We start from the raw sequence: 16,829 nt of genomic DNA on the forward strand, positions 1-16,829 counted from the left end.
TTTTTTTTTGTATTTTAAAGGTTCCCCCCTCTTAGTTGTTAAAGTGGGATCGAAGTGAGAAAAGAAAAGGAATAAAACTCAATCGGCATGACCGATTAAAGGCGATAGAGCCTTATGCGGATTGCAAATTTTAAACCATAGAACCAGAACGCTATGCCTATCCGAAAGTTAAAGCAATATCTAGATGAAAGACAGATAAAATATGTTACGATTCGGCACTCTTCAGCTTATACAGCTCAACAGATTGCGGCATCGGCCCACATACCCGGGAAAATGCTTGCAAAAACCGTAATGATTAAAATTGATGGTAGAATGGCAATGGCTGTCTTACCAGCATCTTATTTGATCGATTTTGATTTGTTAAAGCAAATGTTAGGTTGTAAAAAAGTTGAATTAGCCCACGAACAGGAGTTTAAAGATATATTCCCTCAGTGCGAAGTAGGAGCAATGCCTCCTTTTGGAAATCTTTATAACCTGGAAGTTTATGTGTCAGAAAGTTTAGTAGAAGATGATGATATCGTATTCAACGCAGGAACTCATACCGAATTAATCATGTTATCGTATGAAGATTTCCACAATAGTGTTGAACCAGTAGTTTTGAAATTTACACATAAGTGTTACGCTTAGAAATTATATAAATGATTAAAATTAAAAAACACTTTTCTTTTCTTACTTTTTCTTTTGTTCCTTATAATCATCAATAATTCCTTCGCATAGCCATTTTGCCAAAGCTTGTCTGTTATCAGTTTTGGTAAATCTAATCTGATCCCTGTAATTGTTAATATTTCCAAGCTCTACGAATACCGATGGAGGTGTAGTGGTTTTTAGCATGTACAACCTTCTTGAACCAACGGTTCCTGTATATTTTCTGTTGGGTTGATATTTCGCGTATTTGGCTTTCATCTTTTTTTGAAGGGTTAATGCAAGCTTTTTTCCCTTTGTACTATTGGCATGATGATAGAAGTATACATCGGTTCTGTTTCTTTTACTTCTTGAATCGAGATGCAATACAATTAAGCGTTGATAGCTTCCTGGTTTTTCTTTTCTGGCTAATATGTTTACGGCAGCTGCTCTTTGTCTTAAGCGCGGGGTTTGTTTTCTCGGAATTACCTGGGAAGGATAGCATTTTTCATCTTTATCGGGTTTTAGAAAAGCCGCATTTCGAATTCCATCATTGGCATCTCTAATAATAAAATGGACCTTTGCCCCTTGCGATATAAGCTCTTTACCCAATCTTAAAACAATATCATAGGCATACTCGTCTTCACAAATTTTATTGCCCGATACTTTACCTACAGCACCAGGATCTGGACCTCCATGACCGGCTACCAAATGAATTACTGCACCTTCCAATGAATTATTGACTTGCTTTACGCTTGCGTGTTCTTTTCCTAGCAGGGGAATGGAATGGACGGAATATCGCAATGGAACTTTGTATTTTCTACCAGCAATTAAATGACCACTTTTTGTGAAACGACCTGGGTTTAAGGCTTTGAATTGTGTGGTATGTTTGGCTGGAGTGAGTTGGTTTCGGTATAAAAAAGCATTGAATCCTTCACCTTTTTTTACACTTACCCATTTGAAATTTTCTTGTGAAAATATTGGATTGCTTAGGCTTAGTAGAAATATTATTAAGAGAGGAAGGTATTTTAACATTGAAAAGCGTTTAATTTTGGTTCAATAAAAATAGATCAATTTTTAATATAACCCTCAATGTCATTTAATTATTGTTTGGATACAATTTTATAATCCAAGGCATAGCTTGAGAAAATGCCAAATGCTTCTTCAACATTGGAATAGAGATTTGTTTTATTGGAAAATAAGATATCGTCTTTGTTTTCGAGGGATACAAAGGATCTTTCGTAATTGAAATAATCTTCGTTTAGGTGATACAATTCAATTTTATATTCTGGATAATCCACAAAAAAATCATTATTCAAAATATAAAATGAAATCTCAACTTGTGAACTTTCAAAGTTTTTATCGGAAAAGCTTCGGCTACCACGAAGCATATTTTGATCAAAGTCATTATCATTTACATTCAAATTTCCTTCAAATACAATATCGTTGCTATAATATTGAATCACATTCGAGTGATTATTTGCGATGCCTTTTACGAGCAGCATATAGTAATTGTTTTGTGAGGCATCATCAGTAAATTTTAAATGAAAAGTGGTTTTGCCTTCTGATACATCATTCACAAGTTGGATGTCATTGATCGATACTTTTTCTGGCGCAAAGGTGTTTGTTGTGATTTTTTTGAAACTTGGATGTGTTACTGTAATTTGATACTTGGATTCACTCGCCAGGTATTGACCAGGGAGTTCATAAATACCATTTTGTCGATAAACGAAATCGCCTAATTCTTTATCGTTTTTATGTGCTGTAATTCTTGCATCAGAAATATATTTTATTTCAACAGATGTTCCAGTACTCTTTGATAATTTTACCTGAATTAAACTATCTACACCCATTAATGAATTGACAGAAATGATCTGATGGGATTTTGCTTCAGGAAGCTCTTCTTCCTCTTCGCATGAAACAAGTAGTAAGAATAAAATTAAGCTGGTTAATAGTTTAAAATAATTCATGATTAAAGGATTAAAATTTATAGGAATAGCTTACACTTGGTATAAATGAGAACAGGTGGATTTTTTTTAATTTAGGGTCAGTATATGTATTATTATCAGTAGATACATACATAAAGCTAGTGTTTTTTCTATTGTAAAAATTATAGATGTTTATATCCCAGGACCTTGTTCCATGTTTCTTCTTCTTTATAAAACTAATTGACAAATCAAAACGGTGATAGTCTGGAAGTCTGTAAGAATTTCTTTCAGTAAAGACTGTTTTTGTTTCAAAGGAGGAAGGATCATATGGAGATATGGCTGAAATATTGGAAGTCGATAAGGTTGCGGGAAGTCCGGTTCCATAAGTCCAGAAAGCAGAAAACTTGGTTTTATTGCTAATGAACTGATTGACTTGAATGGAAAAATTGTGTCGACGATCATAAGGAGAAGCATAAGCCTTGCCATTATTGATACCTTTAAACTTTACTTTTGAATGAGATAGGGTATAGGCAATGTTTCCATTTGTTTTCCCCATGCTTTTACTCAACTCTATTTCCAATCCTTTACTCCATCCTTTGCCATTTTCAACCATATATTCCCAATCAGAACTAACGTCTTGAAAGTATGATGTTTCTTTTAAATCCAATAGGTTTCGACTTAGTTTGTGATATATTTCGATGTTTAATTTTACTGATTTGTTAAATGAATAATGTGTTCCAGCTGTATATTGGAAAGAATCGATTGGTTTAATTTTTTTGGTTACCGGAAACCATAAATCAGTTGGCAAACTTAAGGTGCTGGTTCTTACCAAATGAAGGTATTGTGTCATTTGAGAAAAACTACCGGTAAGTGACCATTTTGGGGTTAGGAAATATTGTGAATTTAATCTAGGTTCAATTGTAGAGTAGTAGGTATTATCCACAAAGAAACTGCTCCAGCGAGTTCCCATATTAACCAGTAATTTCTTACCAAATCTAATTTGAGCTTCACCATATAAGTTAATCTCTTTTGATTTGATTAATTCATCAGTTGAAATTCCAGGGTTGTTATCTCTGGTGTTTTTGAGAAAATCACTACCAGGTTTGGTATGATGAAGCGAAGCTTCCAGTCCAAATTTTAAATAATGTTTATAATCGGGGATAAAGTCAAACTCTGTTTTAAATGAGAAATCACGAATACCGGATTTAAATTCATGATTATAGTTTTCAATATAGTCTGAATCATTGTTTTTTTCACTTCTCTTTTCTTTCAGCAAGAAGGTATATCTGCTTAATATCAGAGTTGTGTTACCAAATAAGTGATTGTTGTACACATGATTCCAGCGCAGTGAGTTGGTGAAATTTCCCCAGCCTAGTTTATATCGGACTTTTTCTCTGATGTTTGCAGAAATATCTTCTGAGCTTTTTATACTATACAAATCACCTCCCCAATAAGTACTGAAGTATAGTTTATCTCGTTGAGAAAATCGGTGCACAATTTTCCAGTTTAGATCACCAAAATAGTAGCCGGCATTTACATTGCTACCTGAAAGATCCAGAATCCCATTAATCAAAAGATCAAGATAGGTCCTGCGTATAGATAAGTTGAATGTAGTTTTATCTTTTTTGATTGGCCCATTTAGATTGAATTTTGCAGTAAGCAATCCCAAACTATAGCCTCCTTCCAACTTCCTGGTATTTCCATCTTTCATACGAATGTCTAAAACTGAAGATACTCTTCCTCCATAATGTGCAGGAAAACCTCCTTTAACCAGCTTCACCTGGTTGATGGCATCCTGATTAAAAACAGAATACAGGCCCATTAAATGCGAAGAATAATAAACAGGAACATCATCTAATAGGATAAGATTTTGATCGGGTGAGCCATTCCTGATATTTAAGCCACCTAAACCTTCGTTGCTGTTTTGCACACCAGGCAAATGTCTTAAGTTTTGGAATAAATCATTTTCACCAAAAACACCCGTTTGTTGCATGGTTTTGGCCTGGAAACTATTCGTACTAACAAACAAATGATTAATGTTGTTTGTTCTCTCGTCTGCGGTTACTTTAACTTCCTGAAGAATGGTTTTGGGTTGCAAGGATATGTTAATGGAAGTATCTCTCTCCAGCTCAACATCTAGTAGTACCTCTTTGTAACCCACAAAAGAAAACTGCAAAAGGTGTGTTTTGTTTTTTAAGCTCAGGCTGTAAAAACCAAAATTATTACTAACTGTTCCTGTGAAGTTGCTCAGGTTTGCAATAGTTGCATTGATTAATACTTCTCCAGATTTGGCATCACTGATGTATCCACTAATTCTGTATTTTCTGTCGTAGGGTGGAATAGAGATAATGAAAATTTTATTGCCTTTTGCCTGTATCTTAAAATTTTTCAGGTTAATGGACTGATTTAGGATATCTCTAATGGATGAAACTGAATCAGATAGTTGAACCCTTTTATTGGTGTTTAGTTCACTGGTAAAACTAAACTGGGCCTTGGTTTGATCTGTAATTTCTTCCAGTAGTTCGGATAATTGATAACGACTTTTTGGAAGGCTAATTTCTTGTTGCAGATTGACATTCTGACAATAGGCCGATAGAAAACAGAGCAATAATGAAAAAGTAAAAATAAATTTTACCATGAATTAAAGGATGTGATTGGTTAAGGCCGTAAAAATAATTATTGTCATTATAAACAACAAAAGGAAGCCCATAAGGCTTCCAATTTAATGCATTTTATTTGAATCTTTTATAATTTCATTTGGTTAGAAGGGATATTAATTATTATTTAACCTCTTAAAGATATATCTGGTAATGAATATCCCTTTACCATCACCTTTACCACTATCACTTTCAACACCACTGGCAACAAATGCCAATTCCCATCCTTCGTTGGTAAGTTTGTTAATTTTCGACGATAACAATGCATCGTTAGAAGCAATATTCTGGAAGTTAATACCTGCAATACTATAGAAGTTTAGCAATTTGGTTTCTGAGAAAAGGTTCACTTTTGCATCCGATCTTTTCACCGCTTTTTGTTTGCTTTTCTTACCATCGGTTCTTTCAGTGGTGAAATTTGCAGCCTCAATTGGATCTTTCTCTTCAATGATTCTTGAACGACCAATTCCCATAGGAACGATTGACTCTACTGAAGTAATCACTTTATATTCTACTTTTTGAGCATTTGAAGTTGAGAAAAATCCGAATGCAATTGCTGCAATAATTAATAATCTTTTCATGTTTATTTATTTGTTTAATTAATTTTTAGACACAAGTTGAGCCTTTCACTCAAATTCTCGAGTAAATAATACTTTCTTTTAATACGTTTTGTGATTTTTAAAATGCAATCCCCAAGGTGATTCCTGCTCGCAAGGTAAAGCCATCCCAGCTACCGGTATCAAAGTCATCTTCAACACCTGATTCTACATCCAAATCAATATTGGTGTAACCCGGACCAAAGAACCATTCGAAGCTAACTCTTTCTTTGAAAATGTATTGCTGACCAATAATTAAACCAGCTCCCAATCCATTCATTTTTGCTTCGTTATTGGCTTCATTTTCCAATTCAAAATGTAAATATCTGGCGTAAGGAGCAACAAAAAAACCTTTTGGAGCAGGTGAATCAGAAAGATAGAATCTGTATTCAGGAGTTACACCCCAGCCTCTGATTTGTGTATCATCCCAGGTTTTTCCGGTATACAGTAAGCCCAACTGTATACTGCTATTATCGTTTAATTGATGTTCTACAAAAAATGATCCTGTTCGTACCAATGGACTAAGCATATTGGCTTTTACTACTGTTTTCTGTGCTTTTGCAAATGAAACGCTTAGCAATAGTATGAATGATAGAAGTGTAATTTTATTTTTCATCGTTTCTTTCTTTTAGATTTAATTACGCTTTTCTGAAATAATGAGATGCTTGCCCCTTTTCACTGTTTTTACATTCAGATGCAATTCCAGTTCTGATATCACATCTTTGATATCATCGTTGTTGAATATGCTGTTAAATGTCAGCGTATCTATTCTTTCGCATCTGTTCGTAATTTTTACACCATAGTAGTCTTCTATGTATTTAAAAACTACTGGTATTGGTGTCTTGTTAAATCTTAGAATTCCAGTTTTCCAGGCATCAAAATTTGGTTCATCATTTTCCGACTCGCTAAGATTGGAATTGTGCAAAATTCCCTTTTCACCTTTGGTCAGGTAAACCACTTTTTTAGTTTTCTGATCTGTTAAACTTACTTTTCCAGATTGAACGGTTACTATGGTTCTTCCATACTCATCGTTGCGAACATTAAAGGCGGTACCAAGTACTTCAATTATCGCATTTCCAGAAGTGATTATAAATGGTTTGGATGGATCTGATTTTACCTGAAAGTAAGCTTCACCTTCCAATTTTACATTTCGTTTTTTACTACCAAACTGGTTTGGATAAACAAGTCGGCTATTCTGATTTAAATAAACTTGTGTTCCATCAGCCAAAAGAACCTGATCTTTGTTTATTTCGGTTTTTTGCTGAGCCAATTTTCCAAATCCGGGAGTGGTTTCATAAAGCAACACAAAACTCAATCCGATTAAAAGCACAACTGAAGCTGCATATCGCATAAAAACCCTAAGTTTTCTTGATTTAACCGATGCACCACTTTTTGATTTTACCAATTTCCAGTCTGCTTCTACATCAATTTTATCAAATACCTCAATTTCAGTACTCTTTTCCCAAATCTTACGAACTTTGTTAAAAACAGCTTTGTTTTCCGGATTTGATGCCATCCACTTTTCAAATGTTTCTACATCTTCCTCCGAAGCCTTTTGATTTAAAATGCTTAATAATATTTGCTCGTCGATATGTTGTTTGTTCTTGTTCATTTTCGCTTTTCTAATAGTAAGACAAGTAAGAATATCCTCACACGTATTTAAATTTGAAAAAAAATCACATTTTTTCCATGAGCCATAAAATCAGCAGGCTTGCTAGCATTGGTCCAATTTTATTTCGTAGGATTTTTAATGCTTTACTGATTTGTGTTTCTACAGTTCGTTTCGATATGCCTAACTGATCGGCAATTTCCTGGTTGGTATAACCATCAAAACGATTCATTTTAAAAATACGCTGGCATTGTTCTGGCAACTCATCAATGGCTTGATACAATTCATACTCCAGTTCGGTTTGCTCCAAAATTTTGTCAACACCAACTCCGATATCCGAGTTCAAGTACTTGATATTTTCATGATGCTTGGCATGCGTGTTTTTTTGTTTGATTGCGTTTAGGCATGCATTTCGAACAGAGGTATACAAATGTGCTTTTGCCGAGGTGTGAATTTTAACAGTGTCTTTGTGGTCAATTAACTGAACAAATACATTTTGGACAATTTCACGGGCATCATCCAAATCGGAAAGAAATTTATTGGCATAGGCCGTTAAAACCGCATAGTGTTCCTTAAACAGTGCTTCAATTCTTTTTTCAGTAAGTAATTCTATAGAATAGTTGGTAGAGCTTTGTGTCATCGATATCGCGCTTGTAATTCCCTTTATTTTCAATTCATATATTAATATATCGAGTAGGTATATTTTGAATATGAATTTAATGTTTTTATTGCAATATTACCTACCCTCATTCATTAGACAATTAATTCTTGTACTACACGTACTGATGGTGTAAAAAAAAAGATCATTGCAATGGCAATGATCCTATTTTGATAAGTGTGGTGGTTTAAGCAGACTCTTCAATTTTCGTTTTGGTCGATTCGTCAACCGTGAAGCCCCAGCCACCCAATTTCTTTAAATCCTCTGGATAATGAGCCTTTAGAAGGTTACGGATTTGAATAATATCCTTTCTTACCGCTTTTGCTTCTTTGTTTTTCTGTTCATTCAATTCTTCTTTCAAACGATTCGCTTCATCAGCTTTTTGTTCATATTCCTGCATTTTAGCCAATCGTATTTGTAGAGAAGCAAAGTTTGGAAAATCTTTAAGTAGGCTTGATTCACCATCTGTGGTGTTTTTAGCGATGATCTTGCTAGCCAAATCAGCAAGTTCATGCACTTTCGATGAAATCTTAACTCTTGACATACAAATTTGTTTTAAAATAATTATTTATCCATTGTTAAATTAATAAAACTTACTCGTGGTAAGATCAGCTAAGCTGCTGAATTTCAAAATTTATAATCGTTTTAAATAGTATGTTAAGTGGTAATGGGCTTGTGAATGGTCCTGTGTATTGTTAATGAGCCTGTAGATGGTAATGGTAATTTCTTTTGTATTGCCTGATAATACAGGAAAATATAGTTTTATAGTAAGTTTTGTGAATGGGATGATTTACCATTAAATGATGAATTTTCAGCACGAAGTATGTGAGATGTTACCAAGGGTGTATGTGATATAAACGTAGGAAAATATGAGCAGAACGTGGAAATATATGACGCTGACGCAGGAAAAACTCATCTGAACGTAGGAAAATATGATCTGGACCCTAATTTTTGAGATGTTTTTGTGGAATTGGATGTCATTTTCCTACAAAAATATAATGCCAGGCTAGCCAAAATAGACAAAAAAATGCGTTGATGTGATTCCGACGCGCGTCAGGCTCATCTTTTCCCAGGTTTGGCTGATCTCAACGTGCGTTCAGCTCAAGTAAACCTGGGTCAGTGTCACATCTACCCAGGAACGGAACTCATTTATGCGCGTGGGGGAGAGTGTGACGCATGAAAGTATCTTATAATTGCAGGAAAGAAAAGCCAAGTTTCACAGCTTGGCTTTCATATCGTGCATGCAGTTTTAATTGTTCTTCTAGTGCATTTCTCCAATATCGTCCATATTGGGTTTATATTTCTCTGCTCATAAAAGGTAGCACATTACCCTTCCAATTGAGACTAAAAAGTCGCTGAGCGACGATAGTATGGTAGCCAATTTCATATGGTGTAGAAAAAGTACCATAGGTACGATATTGTCATTTAGCAATAAAAAAGGCCTTGCAATTCTGCAAAGCCTTTCTTTATATATGGTTTATTGATATGTTTAGCTCAAATAAATCGCAATACTAACCCCAATAAAAGTACCAATAACATAGCCCAAAATTCCGACTAAGATACCAGGAGTTACCAGCTTTTTTTGTCCCATTGATGCAGCCATGGGTGCGGCAACCGATGGGCCCATAATATTGGCAGCCGAAGAAATAACCACTTCGTAAACATCAAGTTTGAACAGTTTGGCCAATGCCAGTAGAAACAAAAAGTGGAAAATCATAATGGTAAGATAGAAAGCCAATACAGCTGGTCCGATACTGAATATTTGCTGAATGTTTGTAGCGGCACCAATGACAGCTAAAAACACATACATCATCCATAAACCAACCGAGAATGCGGTGTTTTCGAGAGGTTGTAAGAGTTTAGGAAACAGGTTGGCTGCCAGCACTGCAAAAACCGTAATGATTAGAATGCTTAAATTGATATCAGTATTCAAAAGACTTTGCAAATAAGGAGAGACAAAGCTACCTGCACCTGCTATGAAAGCTGCAATAAATACCGAAACGGCAATTCGCTCCATGGTGATAGGATATTCTGCTTTTTTTGCTGAGCTTTCTTCTACACGATTTTCGGCCTTAGGCTTTACAAAAAAGCGAGCCAAAAATAGCAGAGAAGGAGTTAAAAACAGGAATAGGGTGTACAGGTTGGAAACAAAATTATCAACAGCAATGGTAGCTGTAAACAATGGGTTTGTACTAAAATTAAGTGCTTCGGCAGCAGCTATAAAATTCACACTTCCACCAACAAGCGTTGCTGCAATAACTCCTGCAGTTTTACCAGAATCAGGACCCAAATCGATAATGTTGAAGGCCAAAAAACAACCCAAAACAATGCCAATGGCTCCTAAAATGTAGGCCACAAGCAATTTGCCGCTTTCCTTTACAATTTTTACAATGTTAGAACTAAACAGGAGCATAGGAATGGAAATGGGAATGAAGTACGAAAATACCAATTCGTAAACATCTACCTTAATGTTTGGGTTCGATGCTACCGGAACAACTCCAGCCATTGCCAACAAGGACATGGAAATCATGGTAACCAAGATACCTGATAGTTTTCCAAACCATTTTTTGTGTTCAGAATAGATTCCAAAGGCGGCAGCACCTGCCACAACGAAAAACAACACCATGTTGCTTTCGGGAGAGATAAGTGATTGCATGTGTAAGATATTGAAATTAGTGTATTAGACCACTTTGCTTGAGTTCAAACAAAATGGCTTACCGAATTTAATAAATAATTTGAATCAAGGATTGAAAATTTCCCTATATCCTCAAGCCGGAAGGCTTTTACTTTTTCCATTGATGAAAAAGTAAACAAAAAATCTAGGGCGTGTAAGCTAAAACTGCTTCTACTTGAAAACTTTAAGTGCGGCGGAGTGATCTTCGAACAAGTTCTCAGCTTCTCCGTCTTTCTAAAAGTTTACTGCGTATAATCAGCTTGACCTTCCAATGCCCCAAAGACATGATGTTATACTAAACCTTTTTAAAGGAAATATTACAATCCTGGACTCTTAAAATATTCAAAAGAAAAGCTCAAACTATATTGGTTTGAGCTCGAAGTATTTTACTTTTTCTTTCTTTTTTTCTTTTTTGGATTTTCGAAGTATTCATCTGCTTCTTCCATAAGTTCTTTCAAACTTTTTGAATAATCTTCCGAAAAGTCGATGGTTGCAGAGTATTCCTGGTGTGAGATATCCATCACTTGAATTTCCCCTCCAAGATAATCTTCAATTTCGTTTAAAAGTTCCTTTTCAGTATCTGGGCAACAGAACGAAATGGCAGTTCCTTTTTGTACGCCACGTCCTGTACGTCCAACTCGGTGTACGTAGTTCTCAGAAACATCAGGAAGATCGTAGTTTACCACGTAATCAACATTGGGAATGTCAATTCCACGTGCACTTACATCGGTAGCAATTAGAATTTTTACTTTGCCGGATTTAAATTCATTTAAGGCGGCCAAACGATCTTTTTGCTCTCTATCGCCATGAATCAATTGTGTTTTTACGCCCACACGATCCATTGCTTTGTGTACACGTTCGGCACGAACTTTGGTTCTTACAAAAACCAAAATTTTACTTTCCTCATGCTCTTTGGCAATGCGTTCAAGGAAGAATCGCTTGTCATCCATTTTTACATATGCCAATGAATGCTCCACATTTCTTGATACCGGATCTTTCGGTGAAATTTGAATGCGAATGGCTTTTCGAACCAATGAATAGGCCAACTTCTTAATTTTTGGCGTAATGGTTGCCGAAAAGAATAAGGTTTGTCTGTTTCTTGGCAAAAATTTAATTAGGTCTTGAATGTCTTTAATAAAGCCCAAATCCAACATGTGATCTGCTTCATCCAATACCAGGGTGTCAATGTTTCTCAAATTGATATAGCCTTGGCTTGTAAGGTCGAACATTCTGCCTGGAGTCGAAATTAAGATGTCGATTCCCTTCTGCAATTTTGCAATTTGTGGATCTTGTTCAACGCCACCAAAAACGCAAAAGCTCTTTACTTTGGTGTACTTGCCAACTTCCTGAAACACTTCGGTAATTTGTATTGCCAGCTCGCGAGTAGGAACCATTACAACACATTTAATGTCTTTACTGCTTTTGTTTTTCTTCGATTTGTGAATTTTATCGATAATAGGAATGGCAAAGGCTGCCGTTTTACCGGTACCGGTTTGTGCAATAGCCAAAACATCCTCACCTTTTACAATGGGTGGAATGGCTTTGTACTGAATATCGGTGGGTCTTTTAAAACCAAGTGTTTCCAGATTCTTCTTAATATCTGGAGAAAAGTTATATTGACTAAACTTCATTCTTCTTTGTCTTCAAATTTGCGACAAAGATAGTTGTAAAAACTGAGTTTGCAGGCATATCCATTTTCTGATTTTCACAATTAATTCTAATACATGCAGACCGCATGAATAATATTGCCATGAATCTTTAAATTATTATCCACTGCACTGTATTTAAATGCCAATTATAGATTCTAATACTTCGGTGCACTGCACCTTTTTATTTGCTATAAATACTTCGCCACTCTGTGGCTTGTTTCGTATTGATTTTAATTAAAAACAGGTTGATAAGGAGCGTAGCACCAAAGTCTCTATAGAATAAATGAGTTGAATAAAACCTAAGGTGCAGGGCACCGCAGTATGTAATACCAATACTACTTCAAGTGCTATTTATGCCCGCTTCATTTCTACCCAATATCTAAAATAACCATATCCACCCAGCACAAGGGTTCCGATAAAAGTTAGCCCGTTGGATAAAATTCCAAAACTAATTCCTGCATTGGCATCGAGCTGATAGGCCAAAAATAATTGTAGCAAAAAGAAATGCGTGGTTCCTATTCCGCCCGGACTTGGTAGTGCCCATCCTAATCCTCCAATAAATAAAATTACTACGGCAAAGAAGATTGAATATTCTGATGTTTCGGGCAAACATAGTAGGTATATGTAATTTAGAATTACCAGTGTCATCCAAATTAAAAGGGTAAGTAGAATAAACTTGAATCTCTTTTTTAAGAGCAATCCTTGTTTTAAGGATTCAAACATGCTTTGCAAAAATCCAACCACTTTCTTGATAATTGGTTTCTCTGATTTTTTAAGTCTTTTGAGACTAATCAAAAACAAAACGACAAAGAGAATTAGAAGGATTGGCAGGACATAGATGTAGCGATATCCGTAGATGTGTGAAATGCCACCAATGGTTGAATCAATAATTCCTTGTAGTCTTTCTACCTCGATAACGAAAATGCATACAATTCCTAATCCTAGTATTAACAAGTCGTAGGCACGTTCGGCCATTACACTTCCCATGGAAACAGCCACCGGAACTTTCGAGTTTTTTTGAAGTGATGTACAACGGATGATTTCGCCAAGTTTAGGCGTGAAACTATTTACGAAATATCCCAAAAGGAGAGAGGTGAGTACTTTATCGGATTTAGGAGTTTCTCCTGTCTCTTCGATTAATAGTTTCCAGCGCAAAGCTCTTAGGTAAAAGACCAGGAACAGACATAGAAAACTAAGGAAGATGAAAAAATAATCGGCTCCTGCCAAGCTTTCCCAAACAGGACCTAATGGTTTTTCATGTAGGGTAAGAAAAAGGAATATTGCTCCGATAATTACACCAGATAGGTTTTTAAGTATGCTTTTTATATTATTTATCATCTATTAAAAATTCAATTGTAATTAGAGGAAGAAACAAAAATATAAATTATTTTTTCCTCACGGTCCAATAGGCAGCCTTTATCCAATCCTTTATTTGTGCATCGAAATCTTCAGCTTCGGCTATTACTAACCTATGAAGCACCCTGTTTTTAGATATTCGCTTGCAAAAGATTACAGGGAAAACATCTTCTTCGTGGTGAAGCTGATATTCCAGTACAAGTCGATCTTTTTTAGGGTAAACCGATAAGAAATTTGCACCAATTTTAAACTGAATGCAGGTTTTTAGGTATAAAATCTCGATGTTTTCGAAAGTATTCACATACTCTTCCAATAGGGCAAAGGTAGCCACTACATTGTCACTCATTTTATTGGTATGAGTTTCTTTATCGGTGATATAACACGAATGATATTGATTTGGTCCGGGAAGAATTCGCTTACAATTGGGGCAAGTCCAAGGCATACTTCAATTCTATAATTTTCGGAAAGATACAACAAATCTTAATTTTACATAGAACTCACGTTAATTTAGATCTGACCTGCCCAAAGCAATTTGTTGCATGCTGTTGTTGATTCTTTTTAAGGCATCCTGAATGTTCTCTTCGGGTTTTATAAAATTGCTTTTTCCCCAAAAAGTAGGATCATATCTTGTTTTGTAATTGGAGAAAATGGTAGTAGGAGGTAGGGATTCCCTATATTTAAATCGTACAACATTCTCCGCTTTAACATTTGTAGTTGCCATCTCGAATGAGGTGAAGAAATAACTGGAGAACAATCTCTTTTTATTTTTAACTTTGAATTTTAGATTTCCCAAGGCATGATTCAAATAGTATTTTCCGTTGATATCTCGATAGCTCACTACATAATTTATCATGCTTGGTTTGGCCTTGGTCTTTGCACTGCCTTTTACAATGAATCGGTTTTTTAGTTCGTTCATGCGATACTTTTCGAAACCAAATTCAGCTCGAATGATGGCCAAATTATTAGTTTCAATAAATAATTTACCTTCTAACATAGGTTCACTCAGTTTAGGCCTGGGTTTAAACTCAATAATGTATACCGAACGATTGTTGTAAGTGCTGATATCCAACAAACGGTAATTGTACAAATGGGTATATTCTTCGTTTAGAAATTCGGGTAGGTTTTTCACAATATCCAACTGTAAACATCCTTGAATTCCACCTTTTAGTCGAAACGAAATGGTATCTAATCTGGTAACATCATAAATTTTTCGGCTTTTAAAAACTTTTACTCTTTCCAGTGCATCTTGATGAGAATAGGAACTTTTGTAGATATCCAATACTGATTCCAGATAAATCATGTATTTGTTATTTTTCATCACCGATTCCCGGTAGAAAGAGGTTAGGTTTGTTGATTTTTGAGGATAGTTCTTGTGGATGTTATTCACAGCTGCATGAACCAAAGCCAAAGGATCATTGTTTCGAATAATTACTTCTTGAAGGGAAATGAAATCTTCTTTGAGTTCCACTTCAATTTGATTTTTCTTTAAATTGGCAACAACAATTTCATTATTCTGATATCCAACATATGAAAAAACCAATGTGTCATTTAAGTTCTCCGAAGATATGCTTAGTGAGAATTCACCATCTTGGTTGGTTATGGTACCCACGTGCTTTCCTCTTATTCCGATGCTGGCATATGGTAAAGCTTCTTTTGAATTCAAATCTTTAACAATACCAGTAAGTTTTCGGTATGAAATGTATGGTATAATTTCCTTAGGAGCCTGAACATTAAGAGCTTCCTTTACAGGAACAATAACAATGTGCTTTTTGGTTACATGAAAATTAAGGTCTTTATCAGGGATTAATTTTCTTAGTACACTTGAAAGTTTTTCATTTTTGATGGTAATATTTAAAGGCTTTCGATCTTTAAAAAGGTCGGCATTGTAGGTGAAATAACATTGGGCTTTTTGTTCAATGCTGTCTAGTGCACTTTCAATAGGAGTTTCAGATAAGTTTAGGTTGATCTTTTTATCCAACAAATGAATTTGAGCTTTGGTATTAAAGCATAGAAATAGCAGAATGAAAAGTATGGTATGTTTTTTCATTGAGTACTTTTGATATGATTTAATACGATCCATAAGTAATTAAATTCCCTTTTTCAATATGATGGTTTTACCTTTCTTCTCATATGTCAGATTAAATGACATACAGATATTGTTTAAAACATGCCTAAGCGATTCCTGATCGAAAGTGGTATTAATTTTCTCTTTTGCAATTTCATCGCTTTCAAACTGAATTTGAACGTGATAAGTTCTTTCAATTACTTTGGCAACTTCTTTTAGCTCCATTCTTCTGAAAACCATTTTTTGTGTTTTCCACGATAAGTAATTGTCATCGTTCATTAAGCTTTTGCTCAGTAAGCTTTCTTTCAAAATCGCAAAATCACCTTTTTCAAGGATAACCGATTCCTTATTGTTGATCTCAGAAAATTTAACTTTCCCCGTTTTAACCAGAACTTCAACTTTATCATCCTTGGCAATTACATTGAAAGATGTTCCCAAAACTTTAATTTCGGCATCTTTTGCTGCAATAATAAAGGCTTTGTTTGGGTTTTTGGCAATATCAAAAAAAGCTTCACCTTCCAGGCTTACATTTCTGGTATCATCATTAAATTTTCTTGGATAAACCAGTTTGGCTTCTCCGTTTAGAGTAACGGTCGAACCATCGGCAAGAACAATGGATTTATTGCTTTCATGGGCTTGCGAAATAAAAGTTTGATATGGCGATAGGTAATCATTGTAAACTTTGTTAGAAATCAGGCCCAAGCCAATTACTACAATAATCATTGCTGCAAACTGAAGAACTCTTTTGGTATTAAGAATTAACTTTTTGCCACTCTTCTTATTCTTAATTTGGCCGTTTACTTTGTTCCAGGCAATATCAGCATTGTATTGCTCTCTGATTTGCATTACATCTTCAACCAAACCCAAATCCTTTTCTGATGCTGCAACAATTTGAGCATATTCGGGCTTCGAATCAATCACCTTTTTAAAGGCTGCCTTTTCTTCCTCACTCATTTCTCCGCTCAAATACTTCGAAATGATTTCCCATTCAATGTTATGTGATGTTTCCTTCTTCATTT

15 protein-coding genes are annotated in these 16,829 nt (G+C 35.2%); 1 reads left to right on the plus strand and 14 read right to left on the minus strand.

Annotated elements, in window-relative coordinates; all coding sequences use genetic code 11:
* Positions 1-153 precede the first annotated feature (153 nt).
* Positions 154-627: an aminoacyl-tRNA deacylase gene (locus NQ163_RS17450; protein WP_268191616.1), complete on the plus strand. Its 474-nt coding sequence runs from the start codon at positions 154-156 to the stop codon at positions 625-627.
* 42 nt (positions 628-669) lie between these two features.
* On the opposite strand, the gene NQ163_RS17455 is transcribed toward NQ163_RS17450, so the two are convergent.
* The 14 genes from NQ163_RS17455 to NQ163_RS17520 form a co-directional block, all read right to left on the minus strand.
* A complete protein-coding gene (locus NQ163_RS17455) occupies positions 670-1,656 on the minus strand; it encodes an N-acetylmuramoyl-L-alanine amidase family protein (protein WP_268191617.1) in 987 nt (328 codons plus the stop codon).
* Between the two features lie 68 nt (positions 1,657-1,724).
* On the minus strand, positions 1,725-2,591 hold the full coding sequence (locus NQ163_RS17460) for a DUF4249 family protein (RefSeq protein WP_268191618.1): 867 nt from the start codon (positions 2,589-2,591) through the stop codon (positions 1,725-1,727).
* A gap of 10 nt (positions 2,592-2,601) precedes the next feature.
* Positions 2,602-5,187 carry a TonB-dependent receptor gene (locus tag NQ163_RS17465; protein ID WP_268191619.1) on the minus strand — a complete coding sequence of 862 codons (2,586 nt, stop codon included), beginning with the start codon at positions 5,185-5,187 and terminating at the stop codon, positions 2,602-2,604.
* Positions 5,188-5,322: 135 nt separating this feature from the next.
* Positions 5,323-5,784: a hypothetical protein gene (locus NQ163_RS17470; RefSeq protein ID WP_120239638.1), complete on the minus strand. Its 462-nt coding sequence runs from the start codon at positions 5,782-5,784 to the stop codon at positions 5,323-5,325.
* Between the two features lie 97 nt (positions 5,785-5,881).
* A complete protein-coding gene (locus NQ163_RS17475; protein WP_268191620.1) occupies positions 5,882-6,415 on the minus strand; it encodes a DUF3575 domain-containing protein in 534 nt (177 codons plus the stop codon).
* Between the two features lie 18 nt (positions 6,416-6,433).
* Entirely contained in the window at positions 6,434-7,411 is a 978-nt protein-coding gene (locus tag NQ163_RS17480) for a FecR family protein (RefSeq protein WP_268191621.1), read from the minus strand.
* A gap of 64 nt (positions 7,412-7,475) precedes the next feature.
* Complete coding sequence (locus NQ163_RS17485) at positions 7,476-8,048, minus strand: RNA polymerase sigma-70 factor (protein ID WP_268191622.1); 573 nt, start codon at positions 8,046-8,048, stop codon at positions 7,476-7,478.
* A 205-nt stretch (positions 8,049-8,253) separates the two neighbouring features.
* Entirely contained in the window at positions 8,254-8,610 is a 357-nt protein-coding gene (locus tag NQ163_RS17490) for a hypothetical protein (protein ID WP_268191623.1), read from the minus strand.
* Positions 8,611-9,555: 945 nt separating this feature from the next.
* Positions 9,556-10,722 (minus strand): DUF819 family protein, encoded by a 1,167-nt coding sequence (locus NQ163_RS17495; RefSeq protein WP_268191624.1) that lies wholly within the window; start codon positions 10,720-10,722, stop codon positions 9,556-9,558.
* 404 nt (positions 10,723-11,126) lie between these two features.
* Positions 11,127-12,371, minus strand: a complete 1,245-nt coding sequence (locus NQ163_RS17500) for a DEAD/DEAH box helicase (RefSeq protein ID WP_268191625.1) — start codon at positions 12,369-12,371, stop codon at positions 11,127-11,129.
* 369 nt (positions 12,372-12,740) lie between these two features.
* Positions 12,741-13,727: a lysylphosphatidylglycerol synthase transmembrane domain-containing protein gene (locus NQ163_RS17505; protein ID WP_268191626.1), complete on the minus strand. Its 987-nt coding sequence runs from the start codon at positions 13,725-13,727 to the stop codon at positions 12,741-12,743.
* 46 nt (positions 13,728-13,773) lie between these two features.
* Positions 13,774-14,187 carry a DUF5655 domain-containing protein gene (locus NQ163_RS17510; RefSeq protein ID WP_268191627.1) on the minus strand — a complete coding sequence of 138 codons (414 nt, stop codon included), beginning with the start codon at positions 14,185-14,187 and terminating at the stop codon, positions 13,774-13,776.
* A 60-nt stretch (positions 14,188-14,247) separates the two neighbouring features.
* Positions 14,248-15,792, minus strand: coding sequence for a carboxypeptidase-like regulatory domain-containing protein (locus tag NQ163_RS17515; RefSeq protein WP_268191628.1), 1,545 nt, complete (start codon positions 15,790-15,792; stop codon positions 14,248-14,250).
* Positions 15,793-15,831: 39 nt separating this feature from the next.
* Positions 15,832-16,827, minus strand: a complete 996-nt coding sequence (locus NQ163_RS17520; RefSeq protein ID WP_268191629.1) for a FecR family protein — start codon at positions 16,825-16,827, stop codon at positions 15,832-15,834.
* Positions 16,828-16,829: the final 2 nt, after the last annotated feature.

This window comes from Marinifilum sp. D737 (assembly GCF_026672275.1).
Taxonomy (GTDB): Bacteria; Bacteroidota; Bacteroidia; order Bacteroidales; family Marinifilaceae; genus Marinifilum.

Excerpts from the sequence above, each read along its gene's own strand:
- NQ163_RS17495 (WP_268191624.1), bottom strand. The coding sequence starts at position 10,722 with ATGCAATCACTTATCTCTCCCGAAAGCAACATGGTGTTGTTTTTCGTT.
- NQ163_RS17450 (WP_268191616.1), top strand. The coding sequence starts at position 154 with ATGCCTATCCGAAAGTTAAAGCAATATCTAGATGAAAGACAGATAAAA.
- NQ163_RS17470 (WP_120239638.1), bottom strand. The coding sequence starts at position 5,784 with ATGAAAAGATTATTAATTATTGCAGCAATTGCATTCGGATTTTTCTCA.
- NQ163_RS17505 (WP_268191626.1), bottom strand. The coding sequence starts at position 13,727 with ATGATAAATAATATAAAAAGCATACTTAAAAACCTATCTGGTGTAATT.
- NQ163_RS17475 (WP_268191620.1), bottom strand. The coding sequence starts at position 6,415 with ATGAAAAATAAAATTACACTTCTATCATTCATACTATTGCTAAGCGTT.
- NQ163_RS17515 (WP_268191628.1), bottom strand. The coding sequence starts at position 15,792 with ATGAAAAAACATACCATACTTTTCATTCTGCTATTTCTATGCTTTAAT.
- NQ163_RS17460 (WP_268191618.1), bottom strand. The coding sequence starts at position 2,591 with ATGAATTATTTTAAACTATTAACCAGCTTAATTTTATTCTTACTACTT.
- NQ163_RS17520 (WP_268191629.1), bottom strand. The coding sequence starts at position 16,827 with ATGAAGAAGGAAACATCACATAACATTGAATGGGAAATCATTTCGAAG.
- NQ163_RS17485 (WP_268191622.1), bottom strand. The coding sequence starts at position 8,048 with ATGACACAAAGCTCTACCAACTATTCTATAGAATTACTTACTGAAAAA.
- NQ163_RS17455 (WP_268191617.1), bottom strand. The coding sequence starts at position 1,656 with ATGTTAAAATACCTTCCTCTCTTAATAATATTTCTACTAAGCCTAAGC.
- NQ163_RS17465 (WP_268191619.1), bottom strand. The coding sequence starts at position 5,187 with ATGGTAAAATTTATTTTTACTTTTTCATTATTGCTCTGTTTTCTATCG.
- NQ163_RS17510 (WP_268191627.1), bottom strand. The coding sequence starts at position 14,187 with ATGCCTTGGACTTGCCCCAATTGTAAGCGAATTCTTCCCGGACCAAAT.
- NQ163_RS17490 (WP_268191623.1), bottom strand. The coding sequence starts at position 8,610 with ATGTCAAGAGTTAAGATTTCATCGAAAGTGCATGAACTTGCTGATTTG.
- NQ163_RS17500 (WP_268191625.1), bottom strand. The coding sequence starts at position 12,371 with ATGAAGTTTAGTCAATATAACTTTTCTCCAGATATTAAGAAGAATCTG.
- NQ163_RS17480 (WP_268191621.1), bottom strand. The coding sequence starts at position 7,411 with ATGAACAAGAACAAACAACATATCGACGAGCAAATATTATTAAGCATT.